Annotated in this window: 14 protein-coding genes and 1 pseudogene; 7 read left to right on the forward strand and 8 right to left on the reverse strand. The window is 51.6% G+C overall.

The window, feature by feature from the left end; genetic code table 11:
- Positions 1-289: 289 nt before the first annotated feature.
- Positions 290-1,222 carry a DUF1499 domain-containing protein gene (locus PJE062_RS14045; RefSeq protein WP_008549967.1) on the reverse strand — a complete coding sequence of 311 codons (933 nt, stop codon included), beginning with the start codon at positions 1,220-1,222 and terminating at the stop codon, positions 290-292.
- A 188-nt stretch (positions 1,223-1,410) separates the two neighbouring features.
- Entirely contained in the window at positions 1,411-2,136 is a 726-nt protein-coding gene (locus PJE062_RS14050) for an HAD family hydrolase (protein WP_008550063.1), read from the reverse strand.
- 566 nt (positions 2,137-2,702) lie between these two features.
- Between PJE062_RS14050 and PJE062_RS26545 the strand changes: the two genes are divergently transcribed.
- Positions 2,703-2,873 carry a hypothetical protein gene (locus tag PJE062_RS26545; RefSeq protein ID WP_008549913.1) on the forward strand — a complete coding sequence of 57 codons (171 nt, stop codon included), beginning with the start codon at positions 2,703-2,705 and terminating at the stop codon, positions 2,871-2,873.
- A 368-nt stretch (positions 2,874-3,241) separates the two neighbouring features.
- On the opposite strand, the gene pdxH is transcribed toward PJE062_RS26545, so the two are convergent.
- Positions 3,242-3,868 carry a pyridoxamine 5'-phosphate oxidase gene (pdxH, locus tag PJE062_RS14055; RefSeq protein ID WP_371256321.1) on the reverse strand — a complete coding sequence of 209 codons (627 nt, stop codon included), beginning with the start codon at positions 3,866-3,868 and terminating at the stop codon, positions 3,242-3,244.
- 162 nt (positions 3,869-4,030) lie between these two features.
- Between pdxH and PJE062_RS14060 the strand changes: the two genes are divergently transcribed.
- Both PJE062_RS14060 and PJE062_RS14065 read left to right on the forward strand, forming a co-directional pair.
- A complete protein-coding gene (locus PJE062_RS14060) occupies positions 4,031-4,456 on the forward strand; it encodes an RT0821/Lpp0805 family surface protein (RefSeq protein WP_158309183.1) in 426 nt (141 codons plus the stop codon).
- A gap of 172 nt (positions 4,457-4,628) precedes the next feature.
- Positions 4,629-5,629, forward strand: a pseudogene (locus PJE062_RS14065) (DnaJ C-terminal domain-containing protein).
- Positions 5,630-5,746: 117 nt separating this feature from the next.
- On the opposite strand, the gene PJE062_RS14070 reads toward PJE062_RS14065, so the two are convergent.
- From PJE062_RS14070 to PJE062_RS14090, 5 genes are all read right to left on the reverse strand, one after another.
- On the reverse strand, positions 5,747-6,796 hold the full coding sequence (locus PJE062_RS14070) for an FUSC family protein (protein ID WP_008549869.1): 1,050 nt from the start codon (positions 6,794-6,796) through the stop codon (positions 5,747-5,749).
- An 8-nt stretch (positions 6,797-6,804) separates the two neighbouring features.
- Positions 6,805-7,788: an HlyD family secretion protein gene (locus tag PJE062_RS14075; RefSeq protein ID WP_008549618.1), complete on the reverse strand. Its 984-nt coding sequence runs from the start codon at positions 7,786-7,788 to the stop codon at positions 6,805-6,807.
- Positions 7,789-8,105: 317 nt separating this feature from the next.
- Positions 8,106-8,972 carry an NAD(P)-dependent oxidoreductase gene (locus tag PJE062_RS14080; RefSeq protein WP_008550021.1) on the reverse strand — a complete coding sequence of 289 codons (867 nt, stop codon included), beginning with the start codon at positions 8,970-8,972 and terminating at the stop codon, positions 8,106-8,108.
- 54 nt (positions 8,973-9,026) lie between these two features.
- The gene (locus PJE062_RS14085) at positions 9,027-9,764 is read right to left on the reverse strand and encodes a crotonase/enoyl-CoA hydratase family protein (protein WP_008549669.1); all 738 of its coding nucleotides are present in this window, start codon (positions 9,762-9,764) and stop codon (positions 9,027-9,029) included.
- A 71-nt stretch (positions 9,765-9,835) separates the two neighbouring features.
- Positions 9,836-11,614, reverse strand: coding sequence for an acyl-CoA dehydrogenase (locus PJE062_RS14090; RefSeq protein ID WP_008549795.1), 1,779 nt, complete (start codon positions 11,612-11,614; stop codon positions 9,836-9,838).
- Between the two features lie 325 nt (positions 11,615-11,939).
- Between PJE062_RS14090 and PJE062_RS14095 the strand changes: the two genes are divergently transcribed.
- The 4 genes from PJE062_RS14095 to dxs all read left to right on the forward strand — a co-directional run bounded on the left by PJE062_RS14095 (position 11,940) and on the right by dxs (position 17,420).
- Positions 11,940-12,929 (forward strand): L-threonylcarbamoyladenylate synthase, encoded by a 990-nt coding sequence (locus PJE062_RS14095; RefSeq protein ID WP_008549671.1) that lies wholly within the window; start codon positions 11,940-11,942, stop codon positions 12,927-12,929.
- 599 nt (positions 12,930-13,528) lie between these two features.
- A complete protein-coding gene (locus PJE062_RS14100) occupies positions 13,529-14,449 on the forward strand; it encodes a histone deacetylase family protein (RefSeq protein ID WP_008549498.1) in 921 nt (306 codons plus the stop codon).
- Between the two features lie 35 nt (positions 14,450-14,484).
- Positions 14,485-14,736: an exodeoxyribonuclease VII small subunit gene (locus tag PJE062_RS14105; protein ID WP_008549902.1), complete on the forward strand. Its 252-nt coding sequence runs from the start codon at positions 14,485-14,487 to the stop codon at positions 14,734-14,736.
- 782 nt (positions 14,737-15,518) lie between these two features.
- A complete protein-coding gene (dxs, locus tag PJE062_RS14110; RefSeq protein WP_008549556.1) occupies positions 15,519-17,420 on the forward strand; it encodes a 1-deoxy-D-xylulose-5-phosphate synthase in 1,902 nt (633 codons plus the stop codon).
- Positions 17,421-17,529: the final 109 nt, after the last annotated feature.

Here is a 17,529-nt window from a genome sequence, read left to right on the forward strand (position 1 = left end):
TGAGTTATCAAAGATACGCCCGTTTCTGGGCGTATTTTTTTGTGCGTGCGTGACAATAATCACACACATATGCTATTAATTGAGTCATATTAGATTCACAGAGTTCGACGGCTTCCCCGGCTTTAAGAACTCTTCGAGTTTCGCGATAGCCTTAAAGCGGTACTCGTTGTTCACGCAAGCTTTCATAACCAGTGCTTCCCCGGCGCTGGTTATGTTGTTTCTGAGGCTACTTTCTCAAGCAAATCACGAATAGCGAGCAGTCCGGACCTTCCCGGTGCTGAAGATCAGCTTACTGCGCCGGTTTTTGAGCTGGGATTGGTGCAGAGCCACGTTCTTTCAACATGGATGCAATTGAAGGTGGCAGCTCCAGCGGAACTTCCAGAAGCGGCGCACGCTCTGTGATTTGTGGCTCGTCCAGCTCTATTTCTTCCTGCAGCACCAGTTCCGGCTCTTCTACCCGCGCTGTGATGCCGTAGTTTTGCAGCAGGACTTTATCCAGGCTTGCCAGAAAGCCTCTGATCCGGCGGGCGTTGGTGCCGAAATCATGACTGCCAAAGCGGGAAGCAGAGCGGATATCCAGCAGCGTACCGACACGGTCTGGCTGGATACGGATTGCTACATCATCCTTCAAAGAGAAGTACGGCATGCGTGCTTCCATGAGCAGATAGGTTGGCTCATCCGGGAAACCCGCGGGCAGTTCATAGACGGTTTTCCAACCCATGCTGGAGGCTACGCTGGAGACAGCGTTGTGCAGCTCTGGAGGTGGCAAACGGAAGCGGCGAGGCACGATGTCCGGATAGCTGGCCTTTTGCATCAGCTGCTTGTCTTGCTCAATCTCATCATCAATGCGATCACCAGCCACCAATGCGGGCGGGTCTTCCATGTCTGTCGAGATGTCGTTGAGCGGTGGGAACATGTAGAGCCCGAGCGTTGCGATGAACAGCGGGGTCAGGACGATTGATCCGTAAAATGTGCCGAGGAAGCAGTTGCCAAAGCCCTTGCCGCCATCCTTCCAAAGATCAACCACGGCAATGGCAGCCAGCACAATGGCTGTTGCGCCCATGAAGAAGCCGATGACGAAGAGGACGAGGAGTACTTCTGTGTTGAAGAGCTCGAAGTAATGGCCAGCAACGGAGAGAATGAGAAACGGGATCGCAATGGCGCCGATGCGGCGGCTGCGCATGGCAGTGCGAGAATGTCTTAAAGGCAGTTGCAGTGTCATTCTATCCCACTCTCTTCGATCTGCAGCTCAGAGTTTAACTTACCCGTTCGTCAGGCAGGTTACAGCTCTTTACTTCGCGATACCAGATTATAGCAGTCCAGAATTACCGAGGGTTGAATGCCTTTATTATTTTCGCGCAGCTTCTGTGAGGATCGCGACGGGTGATCCGCCGCGATCAAACACTAAGATCAGGCTGCCGCGCCCTCACCTGATGGCTTGAGGCCAACGAGGCTGACGAGATCTGTCAGGCTATCCAGCAGATGGTCGCAGTGGTCTTTCAACTCTTCAGCAGTCAGTGCGCCTGTGGTGACTGCAACGCGCAGCATGCCTGCGTTCTGAGCGGCGTGCATATCGTGCAGGCTGTCCCCGACCATGGCGATGTGCTGTGGCTCAATGCCGGTATGCTCAGCAAAACCGAACAGCTGGCCCGGCTCCGGCTTTTCACCATGACCGCTGTCATAGCCAACAACGAACGTGAAGTAGTCGAAGATGCCCAGACGCTTCAGCTGGGCGATGGCGCTGGCTTCGGTTCCGTTGGTGGCCAGACCGATGGGCAAACCAGCAGCGGCCAATGCTTTGATGGATGAAGTGGTGTCATCAAATGCTGCAACACACTCAGCGGCATGTTCCAGAATGAGGTCTTCGATCCGATCCAGAAATGCGCGGTTGAACTCAACACCAAGATGTTTGGCCCATGGCTCGCTGTAACCGCTTGGTGGATTGGTCAGGATCGGGCTGCCCGGCTCACAGGCACAGCTGGCATAATCAAACTTGACGAGATGGCCAAGCTCAGTAGCCAGTTTCACATCCCCGCCCGCAAGATCCATCAGAACATGCTGGAGCACGGTGCCCCATGTCTTATTGAAATCAATCAGGGTTCCATCGCGATCAAACAAAACGGCGCGCACGTTCATTGTCATTTTCCTTTAGCGCAGTTGACGGCTTTTATGGGAGACCGTCTTCAGGCCCAGCCTGAACAGAGGTGTTATTTGCAAGCGGCTCAATCTACGCACTTATACAGAGTATTACGAGCACCAATCACTATGAGCGGTGCTAATCAATCGGCCACAAGCTTAGTCGCACAATAAATACACAGTTTTTTGTCAGTTTCGTATTCGAAGAAATTGCGGCCAAATGTCACCCAAAATGGCCTGATACATTAATGGTTTAGTGGCGATAATTTTAATCAACTCACAACCCAAAACCTTATCCTTTTGTATAATATAGCAAATTTCCAGAATACATCTCAGGCAAATAGTTAACGGCATGTTTCATGCATTCAAATTGCTGAGATTATTGGGAAATTCCCCCCTCTAAATTAGATTGGCTTTTTTAGTTTTTTTGGCGCTAACATATTCATGCCCGATTTGAGTATCACTCCTGCATATGAGCTGACGCTTATATCGGGTTATCCGGCTACTCATTCCGGGTAAGCATCGCAATTTCTGCAACACAACTTGTCCCAAGGGGACGGACTAAAATGGCCTTCGGAACCACTGAGCAACAAAACAAAAACGTAAAACCTGATCTGGACAAGCTATATCGTCCAGTCGGCATTCAGGCTGTCAACGCTGCAAACTGCTGTTCAGGTAAGCAGAAAGAGTCTTATCAGCCAAAGGTTCAGGAAGAATATCCTCTTCCGACTGACTGATGCGTCAGGGGCTGCAGATCAGGCATTCGGCTTCCGTTTTGCACGAAGCAAATTGATTGATTATGTATTCCAATCACATTGGTAACAGCTGCATCCCATAGTCATGGCCCAGATTGGCATGGCTTCAAAGAGGCTTAATGATCTAACGAACATTCAGTCATCTGCTTAAAGAAGGCGACCCGCAGGATTGCGAGCCGCCTTAATTTTTGCCTGTCGTTCAGTTTCAGGCCACGAGCTACTTTTTTGGTGCAGCGCACCTACAGCCCTTCCCCTTCCGAACAGCCAACGCCCATAGGACGCCTGAGAGAGCTCCAAAAACAAGAAACGCACCAACTGTGTGGTGCGTCTCCAGATCATATCAGTATGTATTAAGGATACAGACGGACCTTATCCCATTCGGCATCTGCGCTGTCTCTTTTGAAGACAAATCGATCATGTAGACGGAACGCGCGGTCGTGCCAGAACTCAATTTCCAATGGTTGCAAAATGCAACCGCTCCAGTATTCGGGACGCGGAATATCACCGACAGCATACTTGGCAGCGTACTTGGCGACCTCTTTTTCGAGCGCAAAACGGCTCTCCAGAGGGCGGGACTGTTTGGACGCCCACGCACCAATGCGGCTTTTTCGTGGCCGTGAGTTATAGTATTCGTCTGCCTGTTCATTAGTTACGTGGATAACATTGCCACGTACACGAACTTGTCTGCGCAGACTTTTCCAGTGAAAACATAGAGCTACTTTAGGGTGAGCAAGAATTTCCCGACCTTTTGTGCTTTCAAAATTTGTATAAAACACAAATCCCTGTGGACTGTAACCTTTAAGGAGTAACATCCGTACATTAGGCATGCCATTCTCATCTACAGTCGCAACTGACATGGCATTAGGATCATTAGGCTCGCTCTTTTCAGCAAGGGCCAACCAGTCGCCAAATAGTTGAAAAGGAACCTCTACGCTTTCGGAGTAACTATTTGTAAACTTTTCTTCCAGATTTTGGATGTCACCATTCATAGTTAATAGTCCCTTTAGGATCCTCACACTGTGGATGAACCGGAACTCGTAAAAGCAGCGGCTTCAACCTGAGGCTCTAGTAGTAATATGGCAGTTTTGTATAGCAAGAAAACCAGTTTACGCCAGTCGTGTTTTGTCTCGGCTGCGATCTTGCTGTTGCTTCCTGCCTGCACTCAGATGTCCATATCGGTGAACAACAGTGAGTATCAAGAACCTCTCAACCTGACTGAGACGGTTGATACCAAGCAAAAGGTCGCGGATAGCGAAATCCACCGCACAGACCGTACGGTTATTACGGATACCATCGAGGAAGCTCTGAATGAGGGTGGAAAAGATGACCGTAGTTTTGCGCCTATGGCCTGGACCAATCCGGTCAGCGGTAACAGTGGCACAATTACTTCCCTGATGTCTGTTGATAAGACCGGAAGCATTGCCGGTTGTACTGATTTTGTGACCAGCGCAAACACTGTTGGCGGTGTGCGTGCGTATCAGGGCCGCAGCTGCCCGGACACCAATCACAAAATGAAGATTGTTCAGTTGGCTCCGTTCCAGGTTGACGCAGCTCCTGCCCAATAACGTGCTCCTCACCTAAGCTTTGCAAAACGTGAAGTAAGCCAACACATTAAAAGCGCTGAAATACTCACTTCTGATTAGCTAAGTTCGGCTGCGGCTGCTTGCTTGTTTTCATTTGCATGGTTATGTAATGGGTGAGTTGTAAACTGCCCCAATTTCTATTTGATGGATGACGATGAGAGATCCCTATTCTGTTCTTGGTGTTAGCAAAAATGCCAGTGAGGCAGAGATCAAAAAAGCGTTTCGCAAGCTGGCCAAGAAGTACCACCCAGACCAGAATGCAGATGATCCAAAGGCCAAGGAGCGCTTTTCGGAAGCGAACCTGGCCTATGAAATTTTGGGCGACAAAGATAAGCGCGGTCAGTTTGATCGCGGTGAGATTGACGCTGAAGGTAAGCCTAAGTTTTATGGCGGTCCGGGTGGCGGAGCTGGCGGCTTTGAAGGTTTCTCCGGTTTCCGCAATGCAGGACGTCGTGGCGGCTTCCGTTTCGAACAGGGCTTTGGCGATGGTCACGGTGGCGGCGGCCCGCAAGATGCAGGCGGCTTTGACGACATTCTCAATGACATCCTCGGCGGCTTTGGCGGCGGCAAACGTCGCAGCGCAGGTGGTGGTGGTGAATCTCACTTCCATCAAGGCCCAACCAAGGGTGCAGATGCCAACCTGATCGCACGCGTGACGCTTGAAGATCTGGCTAATCACGGCAAGGTTCAAGTGAAGCTGCCAAGCGGCAAGACTGTGAATGTGAAAATTCCAGCTGGCACGCAGAGCGGCGACAAAATCCGCTGAAGGGTCAGGGCTTTGCTTCTGCCAAGAGCGGCCAAGCTGGCGATGCGCTGGTGGAAGTTCGCATCTCGACCCATAAGCTGTTCAAAGTGGATGGCGCGGATATCCGTGTGGATGTTCCCCTCACCCTTTATGAAGCTGTGCTGGGTGGCAAAGTTCGCATTCCAACACTGGGCGGCGCGGTGAACCTGACAATTCCAGCCAACACCAGCAGCGGCAAAACCATGCGCTTGAAAGGCAAAGGCTTGCCGAAGAAGGAAGGTGGCCACGGCGATCTTCTGGTTGGACTAGAGATTGTGCTGCCAGAACAGACCGACGAAGAGCTGGAAAACCTGATGCGCGCCTGGAAAGAAGTGAAGCCCTACACGGCTCGCGGACCAGAGTTCGACTGATCAGAACATGCAACAAAGGCGGGTCACCCCGCCTTTTATTTTGCCGCTAGGTTTGACAGTTATCTGAGCTGACAATCCATGACGCTGCACAACGCTTCATACTGCGCGTTTGCCAAGTCACACTCTATCACCGGTCCCGCCTTCACTCTCACTCACCAACCGCTTGATGTCATGCACCTGCCTTCCTTGCCAAACACGCACGGCAAACAAGACGAGAATGCTCAAAAAAGCACCAATGTAAATGCCGACTAGTCGATCCAGAACGCCTTCAATCTCGTTGACTGGTCCAGCAGAAGCTAAAGCTGCGACGATAAATGCATACCCTGCCTGCGTTCCTGAATATGCCCAGTAATTGGTGCTGTGGTGAAGTGAGCAGACAAGGAACAAGGTTCCTGCGTAAATGGCCAGCCACCAGAAGAATGTCTCGAGACCCAATGCAACAAACAGCAGCCCGAGCCCTCCACCAAGGAGGCAGCCAGCCATTCTGTTTAGGGCAAGCTTTTTGACATCTTCAGCCGGCCCGTAAAGCACAATCAGTGTTGTTATGGTGATCTGTAGCATAGCAACCAGATCATGGCCGACGTAAACAACTGGCGCCAGAACAGAGACAACACCTGCAGTTATGCAAAGGGCTATGACCCAACTGCGTTCAACATCATCTAGCTGACGGATTGTGATAGGACCTGCTCCAATGCCGATGGGGCTGTCTTTTGTGAGACTATACATGACGATCGTTGCGCTACCAATGCCGATGGTTGCAGCAGCCCCCCAATCCGTCATGATCGAAAACAGCTGATCGACTTCAACAACAGAGATGTAGAGCGCAAGCATCGCACTGATAGTTCCCAGGAGCCATGCGATGTTGTAGTCAGGGCTTGCCAGTCGCTTGTAAACCGCCAGAGCTGCCAAACCACCAATGCTTGCCATTTGCAGAATGGGTACATCTTTGAACAGGATGACAAAAAGATATCCGACAATCATTCCGATATAGATACCGATTATGCGCTGGCCTCCCTGAAACCAGGCATTGCTCCAGTTTGCATTGGCAACTGTGAGGGCCAGCATACCCGACCACCATGGATCATCCACATCCAGAACCAATGCCAGCACTGAGGCTAACGTGATGATCAGGGCGGTTCGAAAGCCGTTGTAGTAGTCCAGTTTCATTTCGCCCCTCAATGGAATAGGAAGATGCGTGCATCACCGCCGTGCATCGGTTTGTGTTTTAAGAGAAATTCCCCCATATCAATTTCAACGGGAAATCGTTGGGAGAGCCGGACCCAGGCCGTGGTCAGCGGAATGAAGGGAAGAACCCGAGGGTTTTCATCCATGCGTGATACCCCACGCCCAATCGATCTAACTGTGCCTTTATGAATGCGATAAGGATCGCTGGAGACTTGAAAGTAGACTGTCTGGCCCGGCTTCAATCGCGCAGCATGACGCTCAACCAGATTGGCAATAATCCGCCAGTCTGTATTTGTAATCAGCGCTAACTGCGGCACACCTTCCAGAACATAGTTGCCGGGATTGACCGAGTACTCGCTCACTATTCCATCAACTGGAGAGGTCAGCGAAGATTTGCGCAGGTTATATTGAGCGAGAGCGGTTGCCGCTTGAGCCGCCTCGTAAGTGGCCCGCATCACCTCTACCTGATGCGCTGCTGCGCGCAACATGTCGCGCGCGCTATCGGTTTCCGCGTTCGCTTCTTCAAGAGACAGACTGATGTTATCGAGCCGTTGCTGGGTAACAAAACCACTGTTGGTCAGTTCTTCAAAGCGCTGCTGCTGAGCTGCGAGGTTTGCAACTTTGGCAACCGCTGCTGTTACTGCGGCCTCAGCGACCTGAACCTCGGCTTCTGAGCGCCTCAGATTTGCAAGTGCTCTTGCCTCTTCCGCCCGTGTTTGCTGGACTGCAAGGGCAAAGGGTTCCGGATCGATTTGCATGAGCAACTCTCCGGCTTTGACCTGTCGGTTCCGATCCACCGGAACCTCAGTAACAAAACCAGAAATCTCTGGAGCGACAAGGACGACGTCTGCTGAAACGTAGGCATCTGCAGTGTACGTTAAGAAGTAATCCCAGATGATGTAAGCGCTTATCAAAGCGAATATGCTTATGATTACCTTGATTGGCCCACTTAACTGAAAGATGCCAACGGCCACCTCTTATCTCCGTACTCCCAGCATCAGGCTGACCTCGGCAACTCACTCCCGAAACACTGGCTTAAGCCCCGATCAAAGCACCGTTAAGAGAGCACGAGAAAGCATATCATTCCGTTTTTTGAAATTCCCCCTCCAGATTCTAACTAGCTAGCAAACACAAAAGAAACTTTTGATCGGATCGCGAAACTCCAAAGATTGGCTTCATGAGTTCGCTTATTTTGCTTCCATCAGACAACTGCTGGCACCTGTAAAAAAAAGGCATCACGTAGTTAAACGTGATGCCCTCTCAAACTGATCTTATGTGTCGTGACAGCGGCCTAAGCTTCGATTGCAGCCAGGCTGGCCGGGGCTTCGCTGTCGTCTGGGACGAAGAAGTCTGGTTGCAGGTTGACCTTCGGGTTGACGCGGTACTTGTCGAAGTCGGTCATACCGTTTTCTGCCAGCAACGTGTCATCGATGAAGAAGTTGCCGGTGGTATCGCCGGATGGCTTGGTGAAGATCAGGTGCGCAGCGTCTGCCAGAATGTCTGGCGTACGGCTTGCCTGGACCATCATATCACCGCCCAACAGGTTCTGCACCGCAGCGGTTGCAATGGTGGTGCGCGGCCACAGAGCGTTTACACCGATTTTCTTAGAGCGCAGTTCTCCTGCCAGTCCCAGTACGACAAGGCTCATGCCGTATTTGGCGATGGAGTATGGCGTGTGGTTCTTGAACCACTTTTCCTGCATATCCAGCGGAGGCGAGAGCATCAGGATGTGTGGGTTCTCAGCTTCCTTCAAATAAGGAATAGCCAGTTTTGAGCAGAGCAATGTGCCACGGGTGTTGATCTGATGCATGAGATCAAACCGCTTCATGTCGATCTTCTGAACAGGTGTCAGGTTGATCGCACTGGCGTTGTTGACCACGATATCGATGCCACCAAATTTCTCAGCGGCGGCCTTCATGGCATTGTCGACACTTTCCTCACTGCGCACATCAACCACGAGCGGAAGTGCATGACCTCCAGCATCCTCAATCTCTTTGGCGGCTGTATAGATCGTGCCTTCCAGTTTTGGATGCGGTTCTGCGGTTTTGGCGGCGATTACGATGTTCGCACCGTCCTGCGCCGCACGCTTGCCAATGGCGAGCCCAATTCCACGAGACGCGCCTGTAATGAACAGCGTTTTACCCTTCAGACTTCCCATGTTCCCCCCAGTATCTGAGATGGATTGCGGTGCTGAGCACCGCCTCCTAATGGTTTAAGCTTTGCTCATGAACTTCATGAAGGCTTCACGCGCTTCATCGGACTTCAGCAACTCTGCAAAGAGGCCGATTTCCTCGTAGATGCGCTTTTCCAGTGGCTCACGCTTGCCGCGCAGCAACTCTCTGGAGATACGCAGTGCATTTTGCGGCTTAGCAGCCACTTTCTGTGCCATGCCGATCACACGCTCTTCCAGCTCATCCGGAGAGACCACGTGATTTACGAAGCCAGCTTCCTTGGCCATTTCAGCGGTGAAGTTTTCACCTAGTGCCAACAGCTCAAACGCTTTGTGGTAACCCATGGTTTCCGGGCCAATCAGAGTCGACCCTGCTTCCGGGATGATACCCAGATCGGTGAATGGGGTTTTGAAGAGTGCGTTTTCAGTCGCATAGACCATGTCGAAATGGAACAGCATGGTGGTGCCAACACCAATGGCTGGGCCATCAATGCCTGCGATCACTGGTCTGGAAGGCGCGTGGAGCGCACCAAGGAACTTGCCAACGCCGCCCGCTTCCAGTCCTTCGCCAGACATGGCGGCTTTCAGGAAGTCTGCAATGTCGTTGCCAGCCGTGAAAACTCCCGGACGACCAAGCATTACGTGGCAACGGATGCCTTCATCTTCAGTTTTCAGTGCTTCTGCCATGTCCATGTACATGGCCTGTGTCAGTGCGTTTTTCTTTTCTACGCGGTCCATGCGGATGATCTGGACTGCGCCGTCCCGTTCAATACTGATCATATGTCCCTCCCAAACTAACTGGATGAGGCCTGTGCGGCCTCACCTTTAAAATGCGGTGGCCTGTTTTCAAATCAGGCAAGCTCAGCAGCGTCGAATGCAAGGATTGCTTCAGCTGCACGGGTAACATCATCTTTCAGCGGAGCGCTCTCACCCAGAACGGTTTCCGCAAAACTGCGTGCCATGAGGTAGCGCGGCTTTTTGAGTGCTTCTGGCGCGCTCTTGGATGCAAGTGCACCTTTGGCCAGCAGGCCAGCCCCCAGCGTGATTCCAGCCAGGCGCAGGTATGGTGTTGCGCCAGCCAGAGCTTCAGAGACCTTGCCATCTGCCTGCGCTGCCAGCATCCACTCTGTGGCTGTTTCCAGATCAGCGACTGCTGCATCCAGTTTGGAACCAAGATCACCTAACTCACCGGTGTTGTCTGCGTTCACGCTTGCTGCGATCTCTTTGATTTCGGAGATGAGGCTACGCACCTGATCGCCGCCGGACATTGGCAGCTTGCGCATCACCAGATCGATGGACTGGATGCCGTTGGTGCCTTCATAGATTGGAGCAATACGGGCATCACGCAGGTGCTGTGCTGCACCGGTTTCTTCAATGAAGCCCATACCGCCGTGGATCTGGATGCCGAGCGAAGCAACATCCACGCCGAAGTCGGTGGAGAGTGCTTTTGCAATTGGGGTGAGCAGGCCCGCACGCTCTGCCCAGAACTTCTTCTGTTCTGCATCTGGTGCAAGCTTGGCCATGTCCAGTGCATGCGCACAGGCGTAACAGATCGCGCGGGCAACCTGTGTCTGTGACTTCATGGAAAGGAGTGTGCGCTTAATGTCTGGATGCACAGCAATCGGGTCCATGCCATCGGTCTTTGAACCCACACCACGGCCCTGCTTGCGGTCCAGAGAGTACGCCAGCGCTTCCTGGAAAGCGCGCTCGGCGATGCCGAGACCCTGAACACCAACTGCGAGGCGGGCGTTGTTCATCATGGTGAACATGCATGCCAGACCACGGTTCTCTTCGCCAATCAACCAACCGATTGCACCGCCGTTGTCACCATAAGACATGGTACATGTTGGTGAGCCGTGAATGCCGAGCTTGTGTTCTACACCAGCAACGGTGACATCGTTCTTCTCGCCCAGGCTACCATCATCATTGACGAAGTACTTTGGAACCGCGAACAGAGAAATACCGCGTGTGCCAGCTGGCGCATCCGGCAAGCGTGCCAGCACCAGATGGATCACATTGTCGGTCATGTCGTGATCACCGTAAGTGATGAAGATCTTCTGGCCGGAGATCTTGTAGGACCCATCCCCAACAGGCTCTGCTTTTGCGCGCAGGGCATTGAGGTCAGATCCAGCATGAGGCTCGGTCAGGTTCATGGTACCTGTCCACTCACCACTGGTGAGCTTTTCCAGGTACTTGGCTTTCAATTCAGGAGAACCGTGTTTCTCGATGGCTTCCACAGCACCTGTGGTCAGGGTTGGGCACAGGGTGAATGCCATGCTGCCAGCGTTCCACATCTCAAAGACTGCTACGTGGAGCATGTTTGGAAGGCCCTGTCCGCCAAACTCCGGATCACCGGTCAGCGCGTTCCATCCGCCCTCACGCCAACGAGTGTACACATCTTTCCAGCCCGGTGAGGTTTTAACGCTTCCATCAATCAGCTGAGCCGGGTTTTCGTCTCCAACCCGGTTGAGCGGTGCAATCTCTTCTTCGGCGAACTTTGCAGCTTCACCCAGAATAGCTTCAATCAGATCATCTGAGAGCTCTTCCTGTCCTGGCTGCGCTTGTAGCTGTCCCAGTCCTGCCACTTCTTTCAGCGTGAATGCGATTTCACTTAGTGGTGCACGATACATTTTTTATCTTCCTCCCCTTCTGAAGCTGCCTGCCTTGCATTATAGGGCCAGCGAACGGCTTCAGAGATGTGCGTTTGCGGTGTTCCTTGCCGAAGGTTGGCGGCTATTCAGCGGACATACGCGTAGTTTCGCGCATATCCTTGTCCGAAAACCGGCGCTACGTCTCAGGAACACGCTATAGCGACTTGACGAATTGGCTTTTGCCTATCAAAAGGCCGCTACAGAAATTTTTCCTGTTTGGGACAGTAGTGCGATTAACCTATACGTCAAGCATCCCTTAAAGGCAGGTAGCCCCCTACATTCGTCTTAGTAAGAAAGAAAAGGTATGAAACTCTGGCGCTTAAACCCATCTGATACCCAGTTGGAAGACACGCAAATTTTTCAGGATATTTGCGATGCGCTGAGCGATGGCAAACTGGTCGCCATACCTACTGAGACGGTTTATGGACTGGCTGCGGATGCCACCAACGGTAAGGCTTGTGCCGGTATATATGAGGCTAAGGGTCGACCTAGTTTCAATCCCCTGATCTCACATATCGACAGTCTGGAAGCGGCACAAACCCACGCGTTTTTTGATGACCGCGCTTTGAAGCTGGCAGAAGCATTCTGGCCGGGGCCATTGACCCTTGTGCTGCCGAAGCTGCCAACCAGTCCGGTTTCTGATTTGGCTGTTGCGGGATTGGAGACCATTGCGCTTCGTGTGCCGCGCTCTGCTGTTATGCGCGCCCTGTGCAAGCGGACGGGCCTGCCTTTGGCGGCGCCTTCAGCGAACCTGTCTGGCCGGATCAGCGGCACAACGGCGGAAGATGTTATCAACGATCTTAAAGATCACTTGTCTTACATCATCGATTCAGGTGCGACGCCAGTGGGTGTTGAATCAACCATCGTCTCGCTGGTTGGTGATCGCCCTACTCTGCTGCGTCCGGGTGGCCTGGCGCGTGAGAATGTTGAAGCCGTTCTTGGTGAAAAGCTGGTGCGTGCGGGGACTGACGACAGCGCGCCAATGGCGCCAGGCATGCTGACCTCTCACTATGCGCCCAACTCCCACATTCGCCTGAATGCTGAAGAAGTGACAGCTGGTGAAGCGTTGATTACCTTTGGCAGTGTGCTACCTGATGGCTCAGACAAGGCGGCCAAGTTGGTTCCCCTAAGCGACTCAGAGGATCTGACCGAAGCTGCAGCTCGTTTGTTTACTGCTTTACGTCAGGCAGATCTGGGTGAGAACGGAAAAATTGCGGTCATGCCAATCCCTCATCATGGACTGGGCGAAGCTATTAACGACCGGCTTGCACGTGCCGCAGCACCACGCGATTAAAACGCTTTCAGAGCGCTGAAAACGGACAGCGCTCTGCACTCTTCTTTGCATTTTGCCTACAAATTTCTCCTGCAAGCCGTTGAGAGCACAGGATAACTCCCCCTGAATACTTTGGGTTTATTGTAGAATTCCTTGTATTTATGCAACACATAAAGAATAGGTATTAACCTTTTCTCTTTTCACTCAGTGTGAATTCATGGATCGCGCGAATAAACGGCGTGCAAATTTCAAGAATTAGCTCAATATTACAGTCATGTATTTCTTAGAGATGCAGCGGACCTCCCCCACGAGCAACACAGATTGCTCGCACCTTTAATCCGGGGCTGCGTGTCGTACACGCACTCCGGATTTTTCTTGTCTCCATGACCGCTCTCTGGCGCATTCCATAGCGGCATCAACATGGTCATATGCCAGCACCTCATCCCAATTGCCGAGATAAACTGAAGGGTTGCGCAATTGACAGATCACTCCGCATTGTGGAGTGGTATATTTAATTCGCCCAATTTTTCACAGGACTGGATTTAGGTGCCTTCACTTTAGAGTTGGCTGTCGGTTGTGTACCTGATTTCATTTTTTACGGGTTCAATATCTTGAGTACTTTGCTGCTGCACCATCAGGCTTTTTTAAATCACCTTACTCCACTTGGTCACCCGGAACGGCCAGACCGCTTGCGGGCTATTGACCGTATGCTTGAGAACGAGCGGTTCTTTATGCTGGATCGCGATATCGCACCATTTGGAACATTTCAGGATATTGCCCGGGTTCACAGCTCCGACTACATCAACTCCATCCACAATATGAACCCTGAAGAGGGGCTCGTTGATTTTGCGCCGGATACCAACCTTTCCCCTGGTAGTTGGGAATCTGCGATGCGAGCTGTTGGCGGATCCACTCGCTGTGTAGATGAGGTGATGAGCAAGCGCGTTTCCAATGCCTTTGCGGCCTGCCGACCTCCGGGGCACCATGCAGAGACAGCGGTTACCTCCGGCTTTTGCCTGTTCAACAATGCTGCGATTGCAGCACGCTATGCGCAGGACGTTTATGGGCTCGAACGTGTAGCGATTATGGATTTTGACGTTCACCATGGAAATGGCACTCAGGAGATCTTCTGGGCTGATCCTACGGTGATGTACACCTCCACACACCAGATGCCATTGTTCCCGGGAACTGGTGCTGTGAATGAAACCGGAGAGCACAACAATATCGTCAATGCTCCACTGACAGCGGGCGATGATGGCACGCAGTTCCGCGAAGCACTGGATTACGCGATTTTGCCTCGCATCCGGGAGTTTTCCCCGGACCTCATCATTATCTCAGCCGGCTTTGATGCGCATGAACGCGATCCACTGGGTGGACTGCGCCTGACTGAGCTGGATTTTGCATGGGCGACTCGCAAGCTCATCGAGATTGCAGATGATTGCTGTGAGGGACGCGTCATTTCCCTATTAGAAGGTGGGTATGATCTGGAAGGTCTTGCGCGATCCGCTGCTGCTCATGTAATGACATTGATGGATTACTAATTGGGAGCCCCTGTTCCCAACTGAGCGAGGACATATTGGTGACAGAAGAAGCAGCCGGTTCCATTGAAAATCTTAGCTTTGAGCAAGCGTTAGCTGAGCTGGAAACCATTGTTCGCAATTTGGAACAAGGCAACGTACCGCTGGAGAAGAGCATTGAGCTTTATGCGCGCGGCGAAGCTTTGCGTGAAAAGTGCGATGGCCTGCTCAAAGCTGCCGAAGAGAAGGTGGAAAAAATCCAGATGAACACCTCTGGAAACGCGGTTGGTACAGAAGCGCTGGACAACTAAGAAATTCAGCCAGTCCAGAACAGAAATTCTAGTTTTATCAGCAGTAACTAGAACTTCCGCTCTAGTACACGCGTTCATTTTTTCAACAGACCCCGCCTTGAGCGGGGTTTTTGTTTGCCTGTGAAACATCCAGAACACCGATTTACTTCGCTGATAAAAATTTCGTGATAATTAATTATTTAGCCTACTAAATAAAATTGGTCAAAAATTACTGAGCACAACACACACTTGTTATTCTATGAGACTGCGAAGTTTTAATTGGAACAATACTTAACTAGAGATATTTCACAGAATATTGTTTCGAGGCAGAGAATACAAAGATCATCATTGATCGTATTACCGACCGGACGGTCTAGTTTAAATTGGTAAGTATTCTTCATTTATCGCGGGTTATTGGCACAGACAAAAAAAAGGGGGCTACGAAAACCGTAGCCCCAAGTCGATCACTGTGCACGTGGCCCCATCGACCACACATTCGACATAGGACGTTTCGTCGCAGATTGCATCACCCCATGGGGTGACAAAAGCGCAATTTGTACTAGCAAATGAAAAAAAATACGTTCTCATCCCCTATTGACAGGGGATTCTTAGGGACATCCCTACAAAAGGACCTAGCATAAACGATCAATTATTCATGACAGGCAATTGCACAGTGGGCAGCCTTGCTATAATCGTGATCAATTACGGAAGACACTTGTCCCGGCCATAATTTGGAACATATACCATGGTCGGTTCCATAGGTGTTAAGCTGCCAGATAGTCAAAAGACTCAAGAAGACCCAGATGTCCCTGCTAGATCAAATTCATAATCCATCTGATCTCAAAAAGGTCCCGGAAGACCGCCTTCAACAAGTTGCTGAAGAGCTGCGTGAGGAGATGGTTGATGCTGTTTCTGTCACCGGGGGCCATTTAGGGGCCGGATTGGGTGTTGTTGAGCTAACTGTTGCGCTCCACCACGTCTTCGATACCCCAAAAGACCGCCTGATCTGGGATGTGGGACACCAATGTTACCCACATAAGATCCTGACCGATCGCAAACAACGTATACGTACCTTGCGCCAGGACGGTGGATTAAGCGGTTTTACGAAGCGCTCTGAGAGTGAATATGATCCATTTGGTGCGGGTCATTCCTCTACTTCTATTTCTGCCGGTCTCGGCATGGCTGTTGCCCGCGACCTTGCTGGTGGCGACAACAATGTGATTGCTGTTATTGGTGATGGCGCGATGTCAGCTGGCATGGCTTATGAGGCCATGAACAACGCTGGTGCATTGAACTCTCGCCTGATCGTTATTCTGAACGACAACGATATGTCGATTGCTCCACCAGTTGGCGCTCTTTCTGCGAGCCTTGCACGTCTTGTTTCCGGCAAGACCTACACAGGCTTCCGCGAAGCGGCCAAACAGGTGGCAAGCGCGCTTCCAAAGCCATTGCAGGAGAAAGCAGCGCAGGCTGAAGAGTTTGCCCGCAGCTTCTTTACGGGCGGTACGCTGTTTGAAGAACTTGGCTTCTATTACGTTGGCCCGGTTGATGGACACAACCTTGACCATCTGTTGCCAGTGCTGAAAAACGTTCGTGATGCCAAAGAAGGTCCGATCCTTGTTCACGTTGTGACGCAGAAAGGTAAGGGTTATCTGCCAGCTGAGAACGCCAGCAACAAGTATCATGCGGTTGCCAAGTTTGATGTTGTGACTGGTGAGCAGTCCAAGCCAAAACCAAACGCACCTTCCTACACCCGCGTCTTCGCCAATGCGTTGATTGAAGAAGCGAACAAGGATGAGAAGATTGTTGGTATCACCGCAGCAATGCCGGATGGTACTGGTCTGGATGTGTTTGAGAAGGTTCACCCAACCCGCATGTTTGATGTAGGCATCGCTGAACAGCATGCGGTGACGTTCGCAGCGGGTATGGCTTCAGAAGGCTACAAGCCGTTCTGTGCGATTTATTCTACTTTCCTTCAGCGTGGCTACGATCAGGTCGTTCATGATGTAGCAATCCAGAAGCTACCTGTACGCTTCCCGATTGACCGTGCAGGTCTCGTGGGCGCTGATGGCGCAACGCATGCGGGTTCCTTTGATACTGCTTTCCTCTCCTGTCTGCCGGGCATGGTTGTCATGTCTCCGGGCGATGAGGCTGAGTTGGTGCATATGGTCTCCACTGCAGCTGCTTATGATGAAGGCCCGATTGCATTCCGCTACCCACGTGGTGAAGGCATTGGCATTGATTTGCCAGAGATTGGAACTCCACTGGAGATCGGCAAAGGCCGCATTGTGAAAGAAGGGTCTCGCGTTGCTCTGGTTTCCTTGGGCGGCCGCCTTCAGGAAGCACTTAAAGCAGCGGATACTCTTGATGCAGCTGGTCTTTCCACCACGGTGGCAGATGCACGCTTTGCCAAGCCGCTCGATACCGACATGATTGGCCGTCTTGCAAAAGAGCATGATGTGCTGATTACTATCGAAGAAGGCTCCATTGGTGGCTTCGGCAGTCAGGTGCTGCAGTTCCTTTCTGACAATGGCTTGCTGGATGGCTCACTCAAGGTGCGCAGTATGATCCTGCCGGATGCTTTCCAGGACCACGCAAAGCCGGAAGCCATGTACAAAGATGCAGGACTAGACGCATCAGGGATTGTACATCGCGTCTTTGAAACCCTTGGTAAAGCTGAGGATTTGCCGTTAAGGCTTGTTTAGAACTACTCATTTTTGTTCATAACTCAGCGAAAAAGATAATTGAGGGGTAGCTTCGGCTGCCCTTCTTATTTTCTTTTTGCACATGGCATGTAATGTGACTCCAGTTTTA

It is taken from the genome of Pseudovibrio sp. JE062 (assembly GCF_000156235.1).
GTDB lineage: Bacteria > Pseudomonadota > Alphaproteobacteria > Rhizobiales > Stappiaceae > Pseudovibrio.